Source organism: Bradyrhizobium sp. WU425 (assembly GCF_021052305.1).
Classification (GTDB): Bacteria; Pseudomonadota; Alphaproteobacteria; order Rhizobiales; family Xanthobacteraceae; genus Bradyrhizobium; species Bradyrhizobium canariense_D.
This window is the reverse complement of sequence record NZ_CP088089.1, coordinates 2,164,997-2,181,664: the sequence shown is the minus strand read 5'-3', so window position 1 is coordinate 2,181,664 and position 16,668 is coordinate 2,164,997. Positions and strand designations below refer to the sequence as shown.

Annotated in this window: 14 protein-coding genes; 4 read left to right on the top strand and 10 right to left on the bottom strand. The window is 62.8% G+C overall.

Going from position 1 to position 16,668, the window contains the following annotated elements; all coding sequences use genetic code 11:
- Positions 1 to 124 precede the first annotated feature (124 nt).
- Both BcanWU425_RS10385 and BcanWU425_RS10380 read right to left on the bottom strand, forming a co-directional pair.
- A complete protein-coding gene (locus tag BcanWU425_RS10385) occupies positions 125 to 538 on the bottom strand; it encodes a rhodanese-like domain-containing protein (RefSeq protein ID WP_018454122.1) in 414 nt (137 codons plus the stop codon).
- 42 nt (positions 539 to 580) lie between these two features.
- A complete protein-coding gene (locus BcanWU425_RS10380; protein WP_085351867.1) occupies positions 581 to 1,756 on the bottom strand; it encodes a vWA domain-containing protein in 1,176 nt (391 codons plus the stop codon).
- Positions 1,757 to 2,003: 247 nt separating this feature from the next.
- Here BcanWU425_RS10380 and BcanWU425_RS10375 point away from each other — a divergent pair, with 247 nt between their 5' ends.
- Positions 2,004 to 2,846, top strand: coding sequence for an AAA family ATPase (locus BcanWU425_RS10375; protein ID WP_007600695.1), 843 nt, complete (start codon positions 2,004 to 2,006; stop codon positions 2,844 to 2,846).
- A 408-nt stretch (positions 2,847 to 3,254) separates the two neighbouring features.
- Here the strand turns inward: BcanWU425_RS10375 and BcanWU425_RS10370 are convergent, their stop codons facing one another.
- From BcanWU425_RS10370 to BcanWU425_RS10355, 4 genes are all read right to left on the bottom strand, one after another.
- Positions 3,255 to 4,901 (bottom strand): GMC family oxidoreductase, encoded by a 1,647-nt coding sequence (locus BcanWU425_RS10370; protein ID WP_085351868.1) that lies wholly within the window; start codon positions 4,899 to 4,901, stop codon positions 3,255 to 3,257.
- A gap of 16 nt (positions 4,902 to 4,917) precedes the next feature.
- On the bottom strand, positions 4,918 to 5,511 hold the full coding sequence (locus BcanWU425_RS10365) for a GNAT family N-acetyltransferase (RefSeq protein ID WP_018454118.1): 594 nt from the start codon (positions 5,509 to 5,511) through the stop codon (positions 4,918 to 4,920).
- 117 nt (positions 5,512 to 5,628) lie between these two features.
- Positions 5,629 to 6,555 (bottom strand): SMP-30/gluconolactonase/LRE family protein, encoded by a 927-nt coding sequence (locus BcanWU425_RS10360; RefSeq protein WP_085351869.1) that lies wholly within the window; start codon positions 6,553 to 6,555, stop codon positions 5,629 to 5,631.
- A gap of 135 nt (positions 6,556 to 6,690) precedes the next feature.
- A complete protein-coding gene (locus BcanWU425_RS10355; RefSeq protein WP_162496549.1) occupies positions 6,691 to 7,524 on the bottom strand; it encodes an AraC family transcriptional regulator in 834 nt (277 codons plus the stop codon).
- 177 nt (positions 7,525 to 7,701) lie between these two features.
- Here BcanWU425_RS10355 and BcanWU425_RS10350 point away from each other — a divergent pair, with 177 nt between their 5' ends.
- The gene (locus BcanWU425_RS10350) at positions 7,702 to 8,805 is read left to right on the top strand and encodes a mandelate racemase/muconate lactonizing enzyme family protein (protein WP_085351871.1); all 1,104 of its coding nucleotides are present in this window, start codon (positions 7,702 to 7,704) and stop codon (positions 8,803 to 8,805) included.
- A gap of 9 nt (positions 8,806 to 8,814) precedes the next feature.
- Here the strand turns inward: BcanWU425_RS10350 and BcanWU425_RS10345 are convergent, their stop codons facing one another.
- Positions 8,815 to 9,171, bottom strand: coding sequence for a hypothetical protein (locus BcanWU425_RS10345; protein ID WP_085351872.1), 357 nt, complete (start codon positions 9,169 to 9,171; stop codon positions 8,815 to 8,817).
- Between the two features lie 182 nt (positions 9,172 to 9,353).
- Here BcanWU425_RS10345 and BcanWU425_RS10340 point away from each other — a divergent pair, with 182 nt between their 5' ends.
- Complete coding sequence (locus BcanWU425_RS10340) at positions 9,354 to 9,578, top strand: hypothetical protein (protein WP_018454113.1); 225 nt, start codon at positions 9,354 to 9,356, stop codon at positions 9,576 to 9,578.
- Between the two features lie 279 nt (positions 9,579 to 9,857).
- Here BcanWU425_RS10340 and BcanWU425_RS10335 read toward each other — a convergent pair whose 3' ends face one another.
- On the bottom strand, positions 9,858 to 10,514 hold the full coding sequence (locus BcanWU425_RS10335) for a glutathione S-transferase family protein (protein ID WP_018454112.1): 657 nt from the start codon (positions 10,512 to 10,514) through the stop codon (positions 9,858 to 9,860).
- 170 nt (positions 10,515 to 10,684) lie between these two features.
- Here BcanWU425_RS10335 and BcanWU425_RS10330 point away from each other — a divergent pair, with 170 nt between their 5' ends.
- The gene (locus BcanWU425_RS10330) at positions 10,685 to 11,908 is read left to right on the top strand and encodes a polyhydroxyalkanoate depolymerase (protein ID WP_018454111.1); all 1,224 of its coding nucleotides are present in this window, start codon (positions 10,685 to 10,687) and stop codon (positions 11,906 to 11,908) included.
- A gap of 127 nt (positions 11,909 to 12,035) precedes the next feature.
- Here the strand turns inward: BcanWU425_RS10330 and BcanWU425_RS10325 are convergent, their stop codons facing one another.
- Both BcanWU425_RS10325 and BcanWU425_RS10320 read right to left on the bottom strand, forming a co-directional pair.
- The gene (locus tag BcanWU425_RS10325) at positions 12,036 to 15,365 is read right to left on the bottom strand and encodes an adenylate/guanylate cyclase domain-containing protein (RefSeq protein WP_204512114.1); all 3,330 of its coding nucleotides are present in this window, start codon (positions 15,363 to 15,365) and stop codon (positions 12,036 to 12,038) included.
- Positions 15,366 to 15,682: 317 nt separating this feature from the next.
- Positions 15,683 to 16,198, bottom strand: coding sequence for a hypothetical protein (locus tag BcanWU425_RS10320; protein WP_204512115.1), 516 nt, complete (start codon positions 16,196 to 16,198; stop codon positions 15,683 to 15,685).
- Positions 16,199 to 16,668 lie beyond the last annotated feature (470 nt).

The following is a 16,668-nucleotide window of genomic DNA, read 5'->3' as shown; positions in this document are numbered from 1 at the left end:
GCACTAGGACCGGGCGACCCAGTATTCCAGAGGCGATTGTAATTGAGCCGAGAGGCCGCGGCGTACTGGATTCCCCGCTTTCGCGGGGAATGACGCCGGAGATTGGAGCGGCAGCGCAGCACCCTCACCCCTTCTTCTTCGGCTCCCACTGTTGGGTCGGCCCGCCGGCGTCGCGCCAGGCGGCGTAGCCGCCCGCGATGTGGGCGACGGGCTTGAGGCCCATGTCCTGCGCAGTCTTGGCGGCGAGCGCAGAGCGCAAGCCGCCGGCGCAATGGAAGACGAACTTCTTGTCCTCCTGGAACACCGGCTTGGCATAAGGGCTCTGCGGATCGATCCAGAATTCGAGCATGCCGCGGGTGCAGGCGAACGCGCCGGGGATGCGGCCGTCGCGCTCGATCTCGCGGGGATCGCGGATGTCGACGATGACGACGTCGCCGTTCTTGGAGATCTCGATGGCGTCTTTGGCGGTGAGCGTCTCGATCTCGGCATTGGCCTCGTCGATCAGCGCCTTGATGCCACGGGTGATGGTCTGGGGCACGTGGTTCTCCCTCTTGTAGTCATTCCCGGCGCGGAGCGCGAGCTAGTGCGTTAATTCCTTCATCGCACCTTCAAGTCCCTCGATCGTGATCGGATACATGCGGTTGGCAAAAATGCGTTTGATGATGGTGGTGGATTCCGAATAGTCCCAGTGCTTCTGTTGCACGGGGTTCAGCCACACCGAATGCGGATAGGTACGGATGATGCGGTCGAGCCAGACCGAGCCGGGCTCCTCGTTGACGTGCTCGACCGAGCCGCCGGGCACCATGATCTCGTAGGGCGACATCGAGGCGTCGCCGACGAACACGATCTTGTAATCGTGCGGGTATTTGTGCAGCACGTCCCAGGTCGGGGTGCGGTCGGTAAAGCGCCGCTTGTTCTGCTTCCACACGCCTTCATAGAGGCAATTGTGGAAGTAGAAATACTCCATGTGCTTGAACTCGCTCTTCGCCGCCGAGAACAACTCCTCGACCTGCTCGATATGCGCGTCCATCGAGCCGCCGATGTCGAAGAACACTAGCAGCTTCACCGCGTTGCGGCGCTCGGGCCGCATGTGCACGTCGAGATAGCCGTGATTGGCGGTCTCGCGGATGGTGGTGTCGAGATCGAGTTCATCCGGCGCGCCGGTGCGCGCGAATTTGCGCAGGCGGCGCAATGCCACCTTGATGTTGCGGATGCCGAGCTCGACATTGCCGTCCAGATCCTTGAACTCGCGCTTGTCCCACACCTTGACGGCGCGGTTGTTGCGGTTCTTGTCCTGGCCGATGCGAATGCCTTCGGGATTGTAACCATGAGCGCCGAACGGCGAGGTGCCGGCGGTGCCGATCCACTTCGAGCCGCCCTGATGACGGCCCTTCTGCTCCTCGAGACGCTTCTTCAGGGTCTCCATGAGCTTGTCCCAGCCCATGGCCTCCATCTGCTTCTTCTCTTCGTCGGTCAGATATTTCTCGGCGAGCTTCTTCAGCCACTCCTCGGGAATCTCGGCTCCCTCCATGGCGTCGAGCAGGCTTTCCAGCCCCTTGAAGACGGTGCCGAAGACGCGGTCGAACTTGTCGAGGTTGCGCTCGTCCTTCACCAGGGAGGTGCGCGAGAGATAGTAGAAGTTCTCGACCGAGTAGTCCGCGAGGTCGGCGTCGAGCGCCTCCATCAGCGTGAGGTATTCGCGCAGCGTCACGGGGACCTGCGCATCGCGCAGAGAAGTGAAGAATTGCAGGAACATGGGTGACAGATTGCCCTTTGGATTGTCGGCGTCAAGGGGCGCCTCGGAGACCCCACCCGACGAGCTCTGGGCAGGATTGTCCGCCAGGCGGGATTGGCGGAGCGATTGTGCTCGTCATCCTTTCGCTGATAAAACGGGTCTGAAAGCCTGACCGAACCAGGAACGGCCGCCACGCGCGGCCGTTCCGTTTGTTGGACCAGGGCCATGAACTGGCAATTCCTGGGACGACGACCAACAAGGACGCGCGATGAAATTTACCGGCACCAAGGACTATGTTGCGACCGACGATCTCAAGGTCGCGGTCAATGCCTCGATCGTGCTGGAGCGCCCGCTGCTCATCAAGGGCGAGCCCGGCACCGGCAAGACGGTGCTGGCGGAGGAAGTGGCGAAGGCGCTGAACGCCCCGCTTCTGACCTGGCACATCAAGTCCACCACCAAGGCGCAGCAAGGCCTCTACGAATACGACGCGGTGTCGCGCCTGCGCGACAGCCAGCTTGGCGATGCCCGCGTGTCCGACATCAAGAACTACATCAAGCGCGGCAAGCTGTGGGATGCCTTCACCGCCGAGCAGCGCCCGGTGCTGCTGATCGACGAAATCGACAAGGCCGACATCGAATTCCCAAATGATCTCCTGCTCGAGCTCGACCGCATGGAATTCCATGTCTACGAGACCGGCGAGACGATCAAGGCCAAGCAGCGCCCGATCATGATGATCACCTCCAACAACGAGAAGGAACTGCCGGACGCATTCCTGCGCCGTTGCTTCTTCCACTACATCAAGTTCCCCGACGCCGACACCATGACCCGGATCGTCGACGTCCACTTCCCCGGCATCAAGAAGCGGCTGGTCGAGGAAGCCCTGCGCATCTTCTTCGAGGTCCGCGAAGTGCCCGGGTTGAAGAAGAAGCCCTCCACCTCAGAGCTTCTGGACTGGCTCAAACTGCTGCTCAACGAAGACATGAGCGTCGAGCAGTTGCGCGAGCGCGACCCGCGCAAGCTGATCCCACCACTGCACGGTGCGCTGCTCAAGAACGAGCAGGACGTGCATCTGTTCGAGCGATTGGCGTTCCTGAGCCGGAGGGAAGTGTAGGTTCGAGCGCACTCCGCTGCCGCCCCACCTTCCGGTGTCATTCCCCGCGAAGGCGGGGAATCCAGTACGCCGCGGCTTCTCGAATCAATCATAACCGCCTCTGGAATACTGGATCGCCAGGTCAAACCGGGCGATGACACCGAGAGTGTGGCGCACTCTCTCCACCTCGTCATTGCGAGCGCAGCGAAGCAATCCAGGCTGCCTCCGCGGAAAGATCCTGGATTGCATCGCTGCGCTCGCGATGACGGAGCAAGGGTGAGCATCGCCCTCTCCAACTCGCGCTTCAAATCGCGAGGGGCGACCAAGGTCGCGTGAGATGGGCCTCCGGCTCTGCAGCGCACAGCTGCACCGGACGATGCTTCGCATCGCCGGGGAAGCGCTGCGCTGCGTCCGGAGCACGAGACCTTGCTACGCCACCGCCGCATCCGGCACGCGCGCGGCTTCCATCGGCTTCTTGCCGCGGATCAAGTCCGAGGCGCGGTCGGCGATCATCATGGTTGAGGCATTGAGGTTCGCCGAGATCATGCGCGGCATCACGGAGGCATCGATGACGCGGAGACCTTGCAACCCGTGAACGCGGAGCTGATCGTCGACCACCGCCCAGGTGGAATCCGCCGGGCCCATGCGGCAGGTGCAGCCGGGGTGGAAGGTGGTGGTGCCACGCTCGGTGGCGGCCGCCAAAAACTCATCGTCGGTATTGACGTTGGGTCCAGGGAAATCCTCGTAGGCGTAATAGGGCGACAGCGGCGCGCTCTTCAAAAGCCTGCGCGCGAGCTTCATGCCGCCGACGATGACCCGGCGGTCGAGCTCGGCGTCAAGATAGTTGGTCTGGATGATCGGCGGCGCAAACGGATCTGCCGAGCGGATGCGGACATAGCCGCGGCTCTCGGGGCGCTGCTGCCAGGACGCCACCGTCATGCCGGGCTCGTCCTCGAGCTGGCCCTGCACGCCTTCCTTGTAGCTCGCCGGTGTGAAGGTGAGCTGGAGGTCGGAGCTCTCCGCACTCTCGCCGGAGTGCCAGAAGCAGTAGACCATGGTCGGCGACAGCGACAGCAGGCCTTTGCGCGCGGTCGCCCATTTCATCGCCTCGACCCAGAGACGCCAGCCGCGGCGGAGCTCGTTGATGGTCCTGATGTCCTTGACGCGCGCGACCGTGCGCGGGGCGTAGTGATCTTGCAGGCCTTCGCCGACCGGAAGCGCGTGACGCACGGCGATGCCGTGGGCCGGCAACAGATCCGGTGAGCCGATGCCGGACAACTGGAGCAGCTGCGGCGAATTATAGGTGCCGCCGGAGAGGATCACTTCCTTGTTGGCGCGGACCTCGACCGGCGTGCCGCCATGACCGCCCTTCATGTAGCGCACGCCGACGGCGCGCTTGCCCTCGAAGATGATCTCGGTCGCATGCGCGTGGGTGCGGACATGCACGTTCGGCCGCTTCATCGCGGGCTTGAGGAAAGCGGTGGCGCCGGAGACGCGCAAGCCCTTGTCGATGGTGCGCTGGCAATAGGAGACGCCTTCCTGGGTCTTGCCGTTGTAGTCGGGGTTGCGCGGAATGCCGAGGCTCACCGCGCCTTCCATGAAGGCTTCGCAAAGCGGATCGCGCCAGTTCATGGTGGTGACGGTGAGATTGCCTTCGCGGCCGCGATAAATGTCCTCGCCCTCGCCGACCCGCTTCTCCAGCCGCCGGAAGTAGGGCAGCACGTCGGCATAGCCCCAGCCGCGATTGCCCATCTGCGCCCAGGTGTCGAAATCCATGCGCTGGCCGCGGTTGTAGATGTGGCCGTTGATCGAGGACGAACCGCCGAGCGTCTTGCCGCGCGGCGCGTAGATGCTGCGGCCGCCGGTCCAGGGTCCGACCTCCTGCTGGTAGGCCCAGTTGATGCTCTTCATGTGGAAGGTCTTGATGAAGCCGGCCGGCAGATGGATGTAGGGATGCCAGTCGCTCGGGCCGGCCTCGAGCACGCAAACGCTGGTCGCAGGGTTTTCGCTCAGCCGGCTGGTGAGCACGCAACCGGCGGAGCCCGCGCCGACGATCACATAATCAAATCTGTCCATGGTGCCTCGGCCGCCTCTAGCGCGGCTTGTCGTTGAGTTGATAATTCAAATGCGTTCGCACCGTAGGCCATTCGGCCGCGGTGATGCTGTAGACCACGGTGTCGCGTAGCGTGCCGTTCGGCGCGACCTGGTGGCTGCGCAGGATGCCGTCCTGCTTGGCGCCCAGGCGCTCGATGGCGCGGCGGCTCTGGTGATTGAAGAAGTGGGTGCGGAATTCCACCGCGATGCAGTCCAGGGTTTCGAAGGCGTGGGTGAGCAGCAGCAATTTGCACTGCGTGTTGAGCGGGCCGCGTTGCGCGCTCTTACCATACCAGGTCGAGCCGATCTCGACGCGGCGGTTGGCCGCATCGATGTTCATGTAGGTCGTCATGCCCACGATCTTGCCGCTGCCATCGAATACGGTGAAGGGGAGCATCGAGCCGGCGGCCTGAAGACCGAGCCGGCGGTCGATTTCCTTGCCCATGTTGTCCGGCGTCGGGATTGCGGTGTACCAGATGGTGGAGAGCTCACCATCCTTCACGGCCTCGCTCAGCCCCTCGCGGTGCTGATGCGACAGCGGCTCCAGAGCGGCATGCTGTCCGCGCAGGGTGATGGGATCAGGCCAGGGCATTTGAAACTCTCTCCTTTGTCATTGCGAGGAGCGAAGCGACGAAGCAATCCAGACTGTCACCGCGGACGCATTCCTGGATTGCTTCGCTTCGCTTGCAATGATGGTCACTAGCACCGTTTACTTGTTAAGGAAATTCAACGGCAAACCGCTGCGCGGCCAGTCCATGGCGATCAGTTCGCCCTTGCCGGAGAGCGTGATGTAGGCGGTCTTCAGCTCGGGGCCGCCGAAGGCGATGTTGGTGGTGACGCGGTCGCCGGTCGGGATCTGCTCGACCAGCGTGCCATCGGGCGCGATCACCGAGATGCAGCCGGAGACGAGGGTGGCGACGCAGACATTGCCGTTGGCTTCGACCGCCAGCGAATCGAACATCTGGTAGCCGCCGAGGCCGCAGATCGGTTTGCCCCGCTCGCCGCGATAGATCGCGTCGCGCGGCTTGAGCGTGCCGGGCGCGGAGAGCTCGTAGGCCCAGAGCCGGCCCGTCGGCGTCTCCGCGATGTAGACGGTGGTCTCGTCCGGCGACAGGCCGATGCCGTTCGCCGGCAACACGCCGTGGACGACCTCGACGATCTCCTTCATGCCGGGCTTGAGATAGTACATGCCGCCGACGTCCATCTCGCGCGCGCGGCGCTTGCCGAGATCGGAGAACCAGAGGCCGCCCTGCTTGTCGAACACCAGATCGTTCGGCCCGCGCAGATCGTGCTCGCCGCAACTGGTCACGACGGTTTCGATCTGGCCGGATTGCAGATCGACGCGCTGGATCGAGCCGCCGAGATAGTCGTCGGGCTGCGGACCCGGCATGATCATGTTGCGGGTCGGGATCCAGGAGAAGCCGCCATTGTTGCAGATGTAGATCTTGCCGTCGGGGCCGAGGGCTGCGCCGTTCGGGCCGCCCGGAATCTTCGCGACGATCTCCTTGCGCCCGTCGGGATGGATTCGGGTGAGGCGCTGGCCGCGGATTTCCACCAGCACGACCGAGCCGTCCGGCATCACGACCGGACCTTCGGGAAATTCGAGGTCGGTGGCGAGAACGCGGACGTTGGACATGTGGGGACCCTCCCGGCTGCTTGTTATGACTTGCGCGGGATGTCCGGCACGGGCCCCACAGGCAAGATTGCCTGCGGTTATGACAAAGTCACCGGGGCTTGCCAAGCAAGCCGGATGGTATGCCAGCGTTGCGCGCTAATCTCGCACGGGTATCCAAATCTCCAGGCCGCCATTGCCGGTGGCGGGATCGAATTTCTCGTCGTAGCGCTCGAAGTTCGGCGCATCGGCAGCTTTCAGGCCGGAGGCCGGCAGCCACTGATTCCAGATCGCGTTGACGGTGCGCCTGATCGAGGCGACGTGGTCGGCGTGGGTGAACACCGCATAGCGCTGCTCGGGGATGCGGATACGGCCGAAGGGGCGCGGCAGTTCGGAGAAATCGGCGACCTCGACGCCGGCAATGTAGTCGAAATTGCCGGCATCGTCGCCGTTGCAGCAGACGCCATAGGCGACCGGTCCAACGCGCGCGGGAATGTCGGCGACCTCCTGGTGGAAGCGCTGCCACAGTCCAGGAATGGCCGCGCCGTTGTCGCAGGAGATGCGCTCGCTGATGCCTGCGACGAGGAAGGCCTTTGTGGTTTCGAAGCGCGGGTTGGCGAGTTTGTCCGAGATGGTTGAATCCATGAGGATCGGCTCCTGAAGCTTGAGATGGCCGGTGCATTGCGCGGCGCGCACCGCTTCGGGCGTGGTGCCGAACTGGTCGCGGAACGCGCGGGTGAATGCTTCGTGCGAGCCGTAATCGGCCTCCAGCGCCAGCGACAGGATGTCCGGCGCGCCTTTCGCAAGACTGCGCGCCGCTTCGCTCAGCCGCCGCGCGCGCACGTACCGCATCACCGGCAGGCCGGTGGCTACGGCAAACGCGCGCACGATGTGGAACCGCGACACGCCCGATATCGCAGCGATCTCGTCGAGCGTCATCGGCTCGACCAGATGGCTCTCGACATACCAGAGCGCGCGCTGGGCTGGGTTCATGGCGTTTCTCGTTCGAAGCGCGACCATGATGCACGGAAGTCCGCGGGTTTCGCTTGATCGGCGTTGCGGTCCCGCAGGAGGATAACGCCGGAACAGCCACTGGCAACGTCCGGGCATTCATGGCTACACTCGGGACGTCCTTGAAACCGCTCACAAGAAAGCAGGAGGAACCGCGTCATGAAAATCACCGATGTGCGGGCGCACCATATCCGCATCCCCTATGACGCTGGTGTCGCGAACTTCCGTCAGGGCGCCTCCGCCATCACTGCCCTCGACATGGTGATCCTCGAGGTCACCACCGACGCCGGGCTGACCGGCTGGGGCGATGCCTTCGCTTATGTCTGTCCCCGCACCACGCGCAGTGCCGTCGAGGAAATGATCGCACCACAAGCCCGTGGGCTGGAGGTTCCCGATGCCGCCGGCATCCCCGCGGTGATGGAGCAGATCCAGCGCAATCTGCATCTCTTCGGGCGTTACGGCATCACCATGTTCGCGATCTCCGGGCTCGACATCGCGCTGTGGGACCTCGCCGCCAAGATCGAGGGCGTGCCGCTGCACCGCCTGCTCGGCGGCACCAGGCGCCCGGCCATTCCGGCCTATGCGAGCCTATTGCGGATCGGTTCGCCCGACAACATCGCCGCCGAATGCAAGAAGGCGCTGGCGCTCGGCTATGGCGCCATCAAGCTGCACGAGACCACGGCGCCGGCGGTGTTTGCCGCGCGCGCGGCGATCGGGCCCGGCATTCCGCTGATGGTGGACATGAACTGTCCGCTCTCGGGCGAGCAGGCGATCGCATTCGCCAGGACATGCCATGACGCGCAGCCGATGTTCCTGGAGGAGCCGGTCTGGCCGCCGGAGGATTTTACGGCGCTCGCCGAGGTCCGCAGCAAGGGCGGGCTCGGCGTCGCCGCCGGCGAGAACGCCTGCACGGAATATCAATTCCGCCAGATGATGGAGGCGGGCGCGGTCAGCCACGCCCAGCCGTCGGTGATCAAGGTCGGCGGCATCACGGAATTTCTGAAGGTTGCGGCGCTCGCGGATCGGCAAGGCGTCAAGATCGTTCCGCACTCCCCGTATTTCGGCCCCGGCCTGCTGGCGACCTTGCATCTCCTGGCGGGGCGCGACGACGGGTTGGTCGAGATGTTTTACCTGAAGCGCGAGGCCTGCCTCTGGGGCGGCCGCGCCGATGTCGATGCCACCGGCCATGTCGCGGTGCCGACCGGACCTGGGCTCGGCTATGAGCCCGACCGCAGCGTCATGGAGCGATATCGCGTCGCCTGAGCGCGGCGCCTATTTCGCCGCATCCTTCGGCGGCGGCGCATCCTGTTTCTTCTTCACATCCTCCGCGGTCTTCGCCTGCGCGGCCTGGAGATCGCCGAGCATCTTCTGCAAGCCGGCCACGGTCGTCTTCAACGCATCGATCTGGCGAGCCGCGGCGTCCAGCCTCTGCTGGTGATCGAGGTTGAGCTTGGTGATCGTCTTCTGGAGGAAGTCGACGTTGCTCTGGAGGCAGCTGGTGCGGCGCTCCATGGTCTTCTCGACGGTGCAGATCTCGATACCGGGCACGTCCTGCGCGCGGACCGGCACAATCGCCAGCGTAGCGAGCAGCAACATCGCGAAACAAACGACGGCGCTTCGAAGCAGCATACAGGTTCCTTGTCAAATCAATCACGGCAATGTGCGCTTTTTGCACGCAGCCTGTCGAGGCTACCACACTCGCACCGCATTCTCGCGTTGAGCTTGCGGCTGTTCCCTCGCACGGGGAGCGATGATCTGCACGCGGAGGAAATGGGCACTCTTTCCGCGGCTTTGTTTAAGGGAGTTTTTTGATGGCAACGCGCGACAGACGACTGGCGGAATTCGACGGCGCCGGAGAACCGCCGCCCGGCCTTGCAGTCGAAGTGCTGTGCGAGGACCACAGCGGAACGTATCAGCTGCCGTTCGCCTGCCGCTATATCGAGGGACGCTGGCAGAACCACGCGGCCGGCGTCGCAGTTGAAGCAACCGTCATCGGCTGGCGCGTCCCGCGCATGAAGCATTCGGGCGTGGCCTGAGCACTGATTTCTGTCTCAAAATGCAACGGGGCCGCGTCCCGGCTTTAACCTTCGGAACGCGGCCCGAACGAATCACGTCCGAATCAGCCGTAGCGCCCCGTACGCGCCTGTTCACGGCTAGATGTCGCAACCGGCCAGCGCGCGCATACAATATCTGCACAGCGCGTGAGCGGGCTCAGCCCACCACGGGCGTCAAACGTTAACGCCTTCAATGACATGACCGCGGGGTGCGGCGGTTGGATGCTCGCTCCCAAAACAGGCAGATGGCACCCGGCCTGCCTAATATTCGACCTCGAGCTCCTCGATCTCGGCCGGCTCATCCCGTGCCGCCGCGATCCATTCCTTCATCTCCGGCATGGCCATGATGGTATCGGCATAGGCCTGCAGCTGTGGCTCGAGCTTGACGTTATAGGTCACGAAGCGCGTCACCACCGGGGCGTACATCGCGTCAGCCATGGTGCGGGTCTCGCCGAACAGGAAGGGCCCGCCCGATTTGTCCAGGCAGTCGCGCCAGATCGCCCAGACGCGATCGATGTCGGCCTGCGCGCGCGACCAGATCTTGAAGCCGGGGAAGTGCCCCTTCAGATTGACCGGCAGCGAGGCGCGCAAGGTGGTGAAGCCGGAATGGATTTCGCCGCAGATCGAGCGGCAATGCGCGCGCTGAACGCGATCGGCGGGCAGCAGCCCGGCATCCGGCATCGCCTCGTTGAGATATTCGGCGATCGCCAGCGTATCCCAGACGATCGCGCCGTCGTGCCGCAGGCACGGCACCAGGATCGACGACGACAACAGCAGGATTTCGGCACGCGCCGACGCGTCGTCCGGCGCGGTGACGATCTCCTCGAAATCGAGCCCGGAAAATTTCGTCAGCAGCCAGCCACGCAGCGACCAGGACGAATAGTTCTTGCTGCTGATGGTCAGTGTCGCCTTCGCCATATGGCCTTCCCTCACACCTAAGACTTGCACCCCGCCTGGACTGCGGGAGTGCGCACCGCCTGTGCTTCCCGCCAAAAGAGCAGCAAGCGACGTGCCAATCTTGAGGACGGCCCATCTCCGGTTTGGCTCCGATATTGCATAGCAGCACGGGGACAGGTGGGCGTTTCAGTATGATGTCGATGTATTATCAGGCCTTTCAGAACCATATGGACCTGACGGCGCCGTGGCGGTCGGGGGCTTCGTCCGCACTCAAATTCCTCAATCTGGTGCCGCAGGGCTTATCGGATCAGGTCGTCGGCCGGCTGTCGGCCGCGCTGGAGTTGATCTCCCGCTCCACCCTCACCTATCACCGCCCCGCCTACGGCATCGACAGCGTCATGGTCGGCAATCGCGAGGTCGCCGTAACCGAGGAGATCGCTTACGCGACCCCGTTCGGCTCGCTGCTGCGTTTCAAGAAGGAAGGCGTGGGCGAGCAGCCGCGCATGCTCCTGGTGGCGCCGATGTCCGGCCATTTTTCGACGCTGCTGCGCGGCACCGTGAAGACGCTGCTGCAGGATCACGACGTCTACATCACCGACTGGCACAATCCACGCGACATTCCCCGCAGCGAGGGCCGTTTCGGGCTCGACGACTACACCGAGCATCTCATCGACTTCCTCGGCCAATTAGGCCCCCGCCCGCATATGGTCGCGATCTGCCAGCCCTCGGTCTCCGCGCTCGCGGCCGCCGCGATCATGTGCGAGGGCAACCATCCTTCGCGGCCGGCGACGCTGACGCTGATGGCCGGCCCGATCGACACGCGCATCCAGCCGACGAGGGTCAACGAATTCGCCAAGAGCAGGCCAATCGACTGGTTCGAGCAGAACCTGATCAACTACGTGCCGATGCAGTGCCGCGGTGCCCTGCGGAAAGTCTATCCCGGCTTCGTGCAGCTCACCGCCTTCGTCTCGATGAATCTCGAGCGCCATATCAAGCAGCACATCGATCTCGCCGATCACATCGCCAAGGGCGAGAAGGAGAAGGCGGCCAGCATCAAGACCTTCTACGACGAATATTTCGCCGTGATGGACCTGCCCGCGGAATTCTACATCGAGACCGTGCGAGACGTGTTCCAGGAGCATCTTCTGCCCCAGGGCAAGCTGATGCATCGGGGACGTCCGGTGAACACCAAGGCCGTCAGCCGCATGGGGCTGATGACGGTCGAGGGCGAGAAGGACGACATCTGCTCGATCGGCCAGACGCTGGCCGCGCAAGACCTCTGCACCGGCGTACGCGCCTACCGCCGCGTCCACCACATGCAGGCCGGCGTCGGCCATTACGGCGTGTTCTCGGGCAAACGCTGGAACAACGAGATCTACCCGCTCTTGCGGGATTTCGTGCACGTGAATTCGTAACCCGTCAGCCCCTGGCCCGTACGTCACGTGCGAACCTCAACGCGCAATTGCAGTGAGGCGACCGGAGATGGGTCAGGATCGAGACGTCTCTCCTGACCAAACGGCTAGCTAAACAAACCGCACGTGCCTAATGCACTTGCTTGAGCAGCTCTCTGGCTTCAACGACTTCGGGAAGATTGCGCTCCGCATCGAATTCAGCGAGCACGGGAGCGAGCACCTCGGATACCGCGCCCGCTCCGCCATTTGTCTTATGCAGGCGTGCAAGTCCAATGGCGCTGCGCAGCTCGAAAGTCTTCACCCGTTGGTGCCGTGCGATTTCAAGCGCTCGGCTTAGCGCAGTTTCGGCCCTGGCTAGGTCCGAAGGATCATGACGCAACAAAAGCTCCCCGTAGACGCGATGCAGCTCGGCATCAAGCCAATGCTGACCGGATTGCCCCGCCCATGCGATCAATCCGCTCAAGATTTCCAGCCCGTTTTCGAGTTGGCCCGACTCTGCATCCGCCATGGCGACATGCATCCCCCAAAACGGCTCACAGAGGTAGCAGTCATTCTCGTGCAGCAAGGTCCAGCCGCGACGCATTTCCGTGAGCCCGGCCATTCCGTCGCCAGCGCGCCACTTGGCCAGGCCATTCAGGTAGGTGCCGGCGGCCACATACAGCGGCATCGTGTGGTCGCGAGCGAGACCAAGCGCCAGGATCGTCTCTGTTTGCTGCAACATGCCCCCGCATAGTCCGTCGAACACAGCTCGATGAACAAGCGCATTGGCCTGAGAAAGCGCCCGTTTTTCTCCGGAAGCCCTTATCGCTTCCGCGGCGAGGCGGCGTGCGCGGGCGATCCTGCCAAGGGGCCAAAGCACCAGGGCAAGAAACCTCATGATCACGAATGGGAGATCCAGCGCCGAGCCCCTGAACGTCGCGGGATCCGGCTCGTCACCATAGATCTCTAGTGCCTTCTCAAGATGTACTCTCGCGTTCAAGTAGTCGCCCCCGAACCAGCAGGTAACCCCGCCCGTCCAATGTGCAACGACGGCGGCCACCGGTGAGGCCGGTCGCCGGTCAGCGGCGTTCACGATGGCATCCACCAGCGCCTGCATCGGCGCGAGTTCGCCGTGTGTCAGGCAGGCATTGAAGAGACCCGAATGGACCGGCGCAAGTTCAACCGGATCATTGATGTCGGCTGCGAACTGTCGGGCGCGCGTCCATGCGGCTACCGTTTCGGGAGCGCTGTGCCCGAGGCTGCCCCGTAATGCACGGCCATATGCGATTTGAAGATGTAGCCTACCCATCATCCGGTCGTGCTCATCGGGCAGCTCATCGGCGATGGCAATCGCCTTGCCGAGATGTGCAATCGCCTCGGAATAAGCGGAGCGTTTCAGCGCCTGCAGGCCCGCCTTGCGCCACCATTCGAGGGCGACCTCGTTCAGCCCCGCCTCAGTGAAGTGGTGTGCCAGAACTTCCGGCTCAGTCTCGGCGACGACTGGAAACTTCTCGCGCAGGACATCGCCGATGCGCTTGTGAAGCACCTGCCGTTTGCTCTTGAGCAGGCTCTCGTAGGCCGCTTCCTGAACGAGGGCGTGCTTGAAACTATAGTTTGCTTCGGGCGGAGCCCCGCGACGCACCAGCAGTTCGGCCTCTTCGAGTTGCGCTAGCGCAGCGCTCAGCGTCAGATCATCGCGTCCCGCCACATATCTCAGCAGCGCGTATGAAAAGTCGCGACCAATGGCGGCGCCTATCTGCGCTAACTCCTTGACGGGGGCCAGCCGGTCAAGCCGCGCCATCAGCGAATCCTGCAGCGTCGCGGGAATAGCGAGCGGCGGGAGCGGATTATCGAGACGATAGCGCCCGGCATCTTCGACGAGTAGCCCGGACTCCAGCACCATCTTGGTCAATTCCTCGACGAATAGTGGGATGCCATCCGTCCTATCGATGATCTGCTTCATCATCTCGCGTGACAGCTGGCGACCAACGGCCACCTGTTCGACCAGCGCGCGCGAGTCCCGCCGATCGAGTCGGTCGAGCCGCAACAGACTGACGTTGGCAAGGCCCGACCAGGAGGGCTCGAACTCTGGCCGGGATGTCATGAGCACGAGTATCGGCAGTCCTCTGATACGATCGACCGCGAGATCGAACAGTTCAAGTGTCGTGGCATCGGCCCAATGCATATCCTCGCAGATAATCAGCAGGGGTTGCTCTCGCGCCAACCCCTCAAGCTGATCCAGAAGGGCGGCAAATGTCTGTCGCCGCTGCTGCGCCGGGCTCAAAGCCAGCGGCGGACAATGGTCGCCGGTGGGAATCGAAAGGAGAGCCGCAATGAGCGGTGTCGCTTGGGCGACCTGCTGTGTTCCAAGCGACAGCATTGCCTCGAGCTTGTCGAGCTTTTGCCCAGGCGTGTCGTGCGACCGGATGCCGGCGGCGCGCTCGAGCTGCGCGAGAAAGGGATGGAGCACACTGTTGGTATGGTAGGGCGAACACTGATATCGCACCCGGCGGTGCGCCCCCAACGAGGGGCTTTCGGACAGGGTTGCGACAATGCGCGACTTGCCGATGCCCGCTTCGCCAGAAATCAATACCATCTGGCCCTGCCCCTGCCATGCCAGCCGCTGGCGCGAGAGAGTGAACTCGATCTCGTCCCTGCGGCCGACAAAACCGATCGAGCGTACCGCGCGGACCGCCTCGAAGCGACTCTCGGATGCGATCGCCCCCTCCACCGCCCAGACTGCGATTGGTTCGGCTATCCCCTTGACCTCACGGCGGCCGAGATTGCGAAACGTGAAGAGATCACCAAGCAGCCGGCGCGTCGACGAAGCAACGACGACCGCGCCCGGTTCCGCCAGGCTCTGGAGCCGAGCGGCGAGGTTTGGTGTGTCGCCGACGGTTGCCTGCTCCTCTGATGCATCTCCACTGATGAGGTCACCGACCACCACAAGCCCTGTCGCAATTGCGATGCGCAGTTCAACCCGTTCGTCGGCGCCCGTTTTGAGCTGCCCAATTGCGGAGATAGTGTCGAGGGCAGCTCGTACTGCGCGCTCCGCATCATCCTCATGCGCGCGAGGATAGCCGAAATAGACGAGTATTCCGTCGCCAACGAACCTGGCTATCCTGCCGTCATAAGCGGCAATGACGCTCGCGCAGGCGGCGCGGTAGGCCCGGATCACTTCCCACATATCCTCGGGATCGAGACGCGCCGAGAGCGCGGTCGAGCCGACCAGATCGCAAAACATAACGGTGAGGTGGCGCCGCTCGGCGTCCTGAGGAGGGGTCGGCGATGCGATCAACGCGGCTGGATCGAGGTCGGCAATAGCACGCAGCATTTTGCGGCGATGGCCTAGCAGGACTCCGAGCTTTTCAAAGTCCTCGTCCATCAGTTCGGGGAGGACGCCCACGTCGATTCCATTCTGGGCAAAACGCTCTGCGTATTGCCCAAGCCCCAGTTTCTCGAGCCACTCCGCAATCTGCATTGGCTCCACCGATCGTGTGGTTGGCGGTTAGCAGGATTTTGGACCACGGCGCGGGGACGATATCCCAACACCGCCATGATGGCACGTCTTGTTTGTTGTGCGATAATTTAGGTTACTCAGTACCGACACGGCTTCCAAGCCGGGTCGCCGCCCGATGCGAACGACTGCGCTACCAAAAATCGTCTTCCCGCAGCGTTGGACGACAGAGGTTGCGATGAGTGGTCACTACTCACTCCGGACCTGAAATCGAATCCAACACTGCGGCTTGTGCACTCGTCATGACGCCAAGCAGACGTTCTTGCGTGAGCACAATTCCTTCATTGCTTGTCCATGCGCGCTTCGTAGTTGCGAGCCATCATGCCCGCCGCAACTTGGAGCGAGGAACCAACCACCCAACAGCCGGCAACAAAGGTTATCAGGCCATTGGCTGGGTTTTGATCAAGGACAAGGATGCTGACGGACAGAGTTGCGGCAATCGCGGCGCCGAACGTTCCAGCCGCACTCATGATCTCAGCCGGCTCGGAACCATTCCACTCTTCCGAGTTGCTCGAGATCGACTTCCGCGCGACACTGCGAGACAAATCAATTCCGACATAATAGCTGAGAGCTCCATAGAGCATCGTTATCAGCACGATCCAGCCGCTTTCAAACAGTCCGCCTTTCTCACGCAACAGGGTCGCACCCACATAGAGGCCACAGGAGGCCCCAACGGCTGCGAGCCCAATTCTTTCAAGAAGATGGGCCGACCTGATCAGACCGGAACGAGCGATCCGAAGATTGCCGGAGCCCCTCGTTAGGGAAAATGCGCTGGAAACTGCATCACTAATTTTCATTGGGGGTCTCCTTCTTAGGTAAGTAGCGGCCTACCGGCCGACCCCGAATAGAGGCAGCCTCGTGGACGCGTTTTGCGATTGCCTTGATTCCAATTTCTGAAAAATCTGTGCTGAGTGATGGGGCTGGCTTGCTCGTGAGCAAGACGAGAGCCAATCCAAAGCTGCGAGCACGCGGCTACGCAGGCATTGCATCTCACCCGTGTCGGTCAGTTAGGTCCGGGTGCGGCAATTTCTTGCGGGAGTGATAGCTCGAAAGAGAGTGATGAAATATGAGACGGTTCACATAACGCGGTTCCCCGGCGCTCTATCCGATCACAATTTCCGGAGGACAAGTCTGCATCGTCGCGAGACCCGGGAGCACGGGAGCTGAGCCAGTAAACAAGTTGTCCCGGCCGACATCAGATCTATCCCCTCATACCGTGTTTCGTGCACGTGAATTCCTGAAGCGCAAGCAAGCAATCAGCAGGATC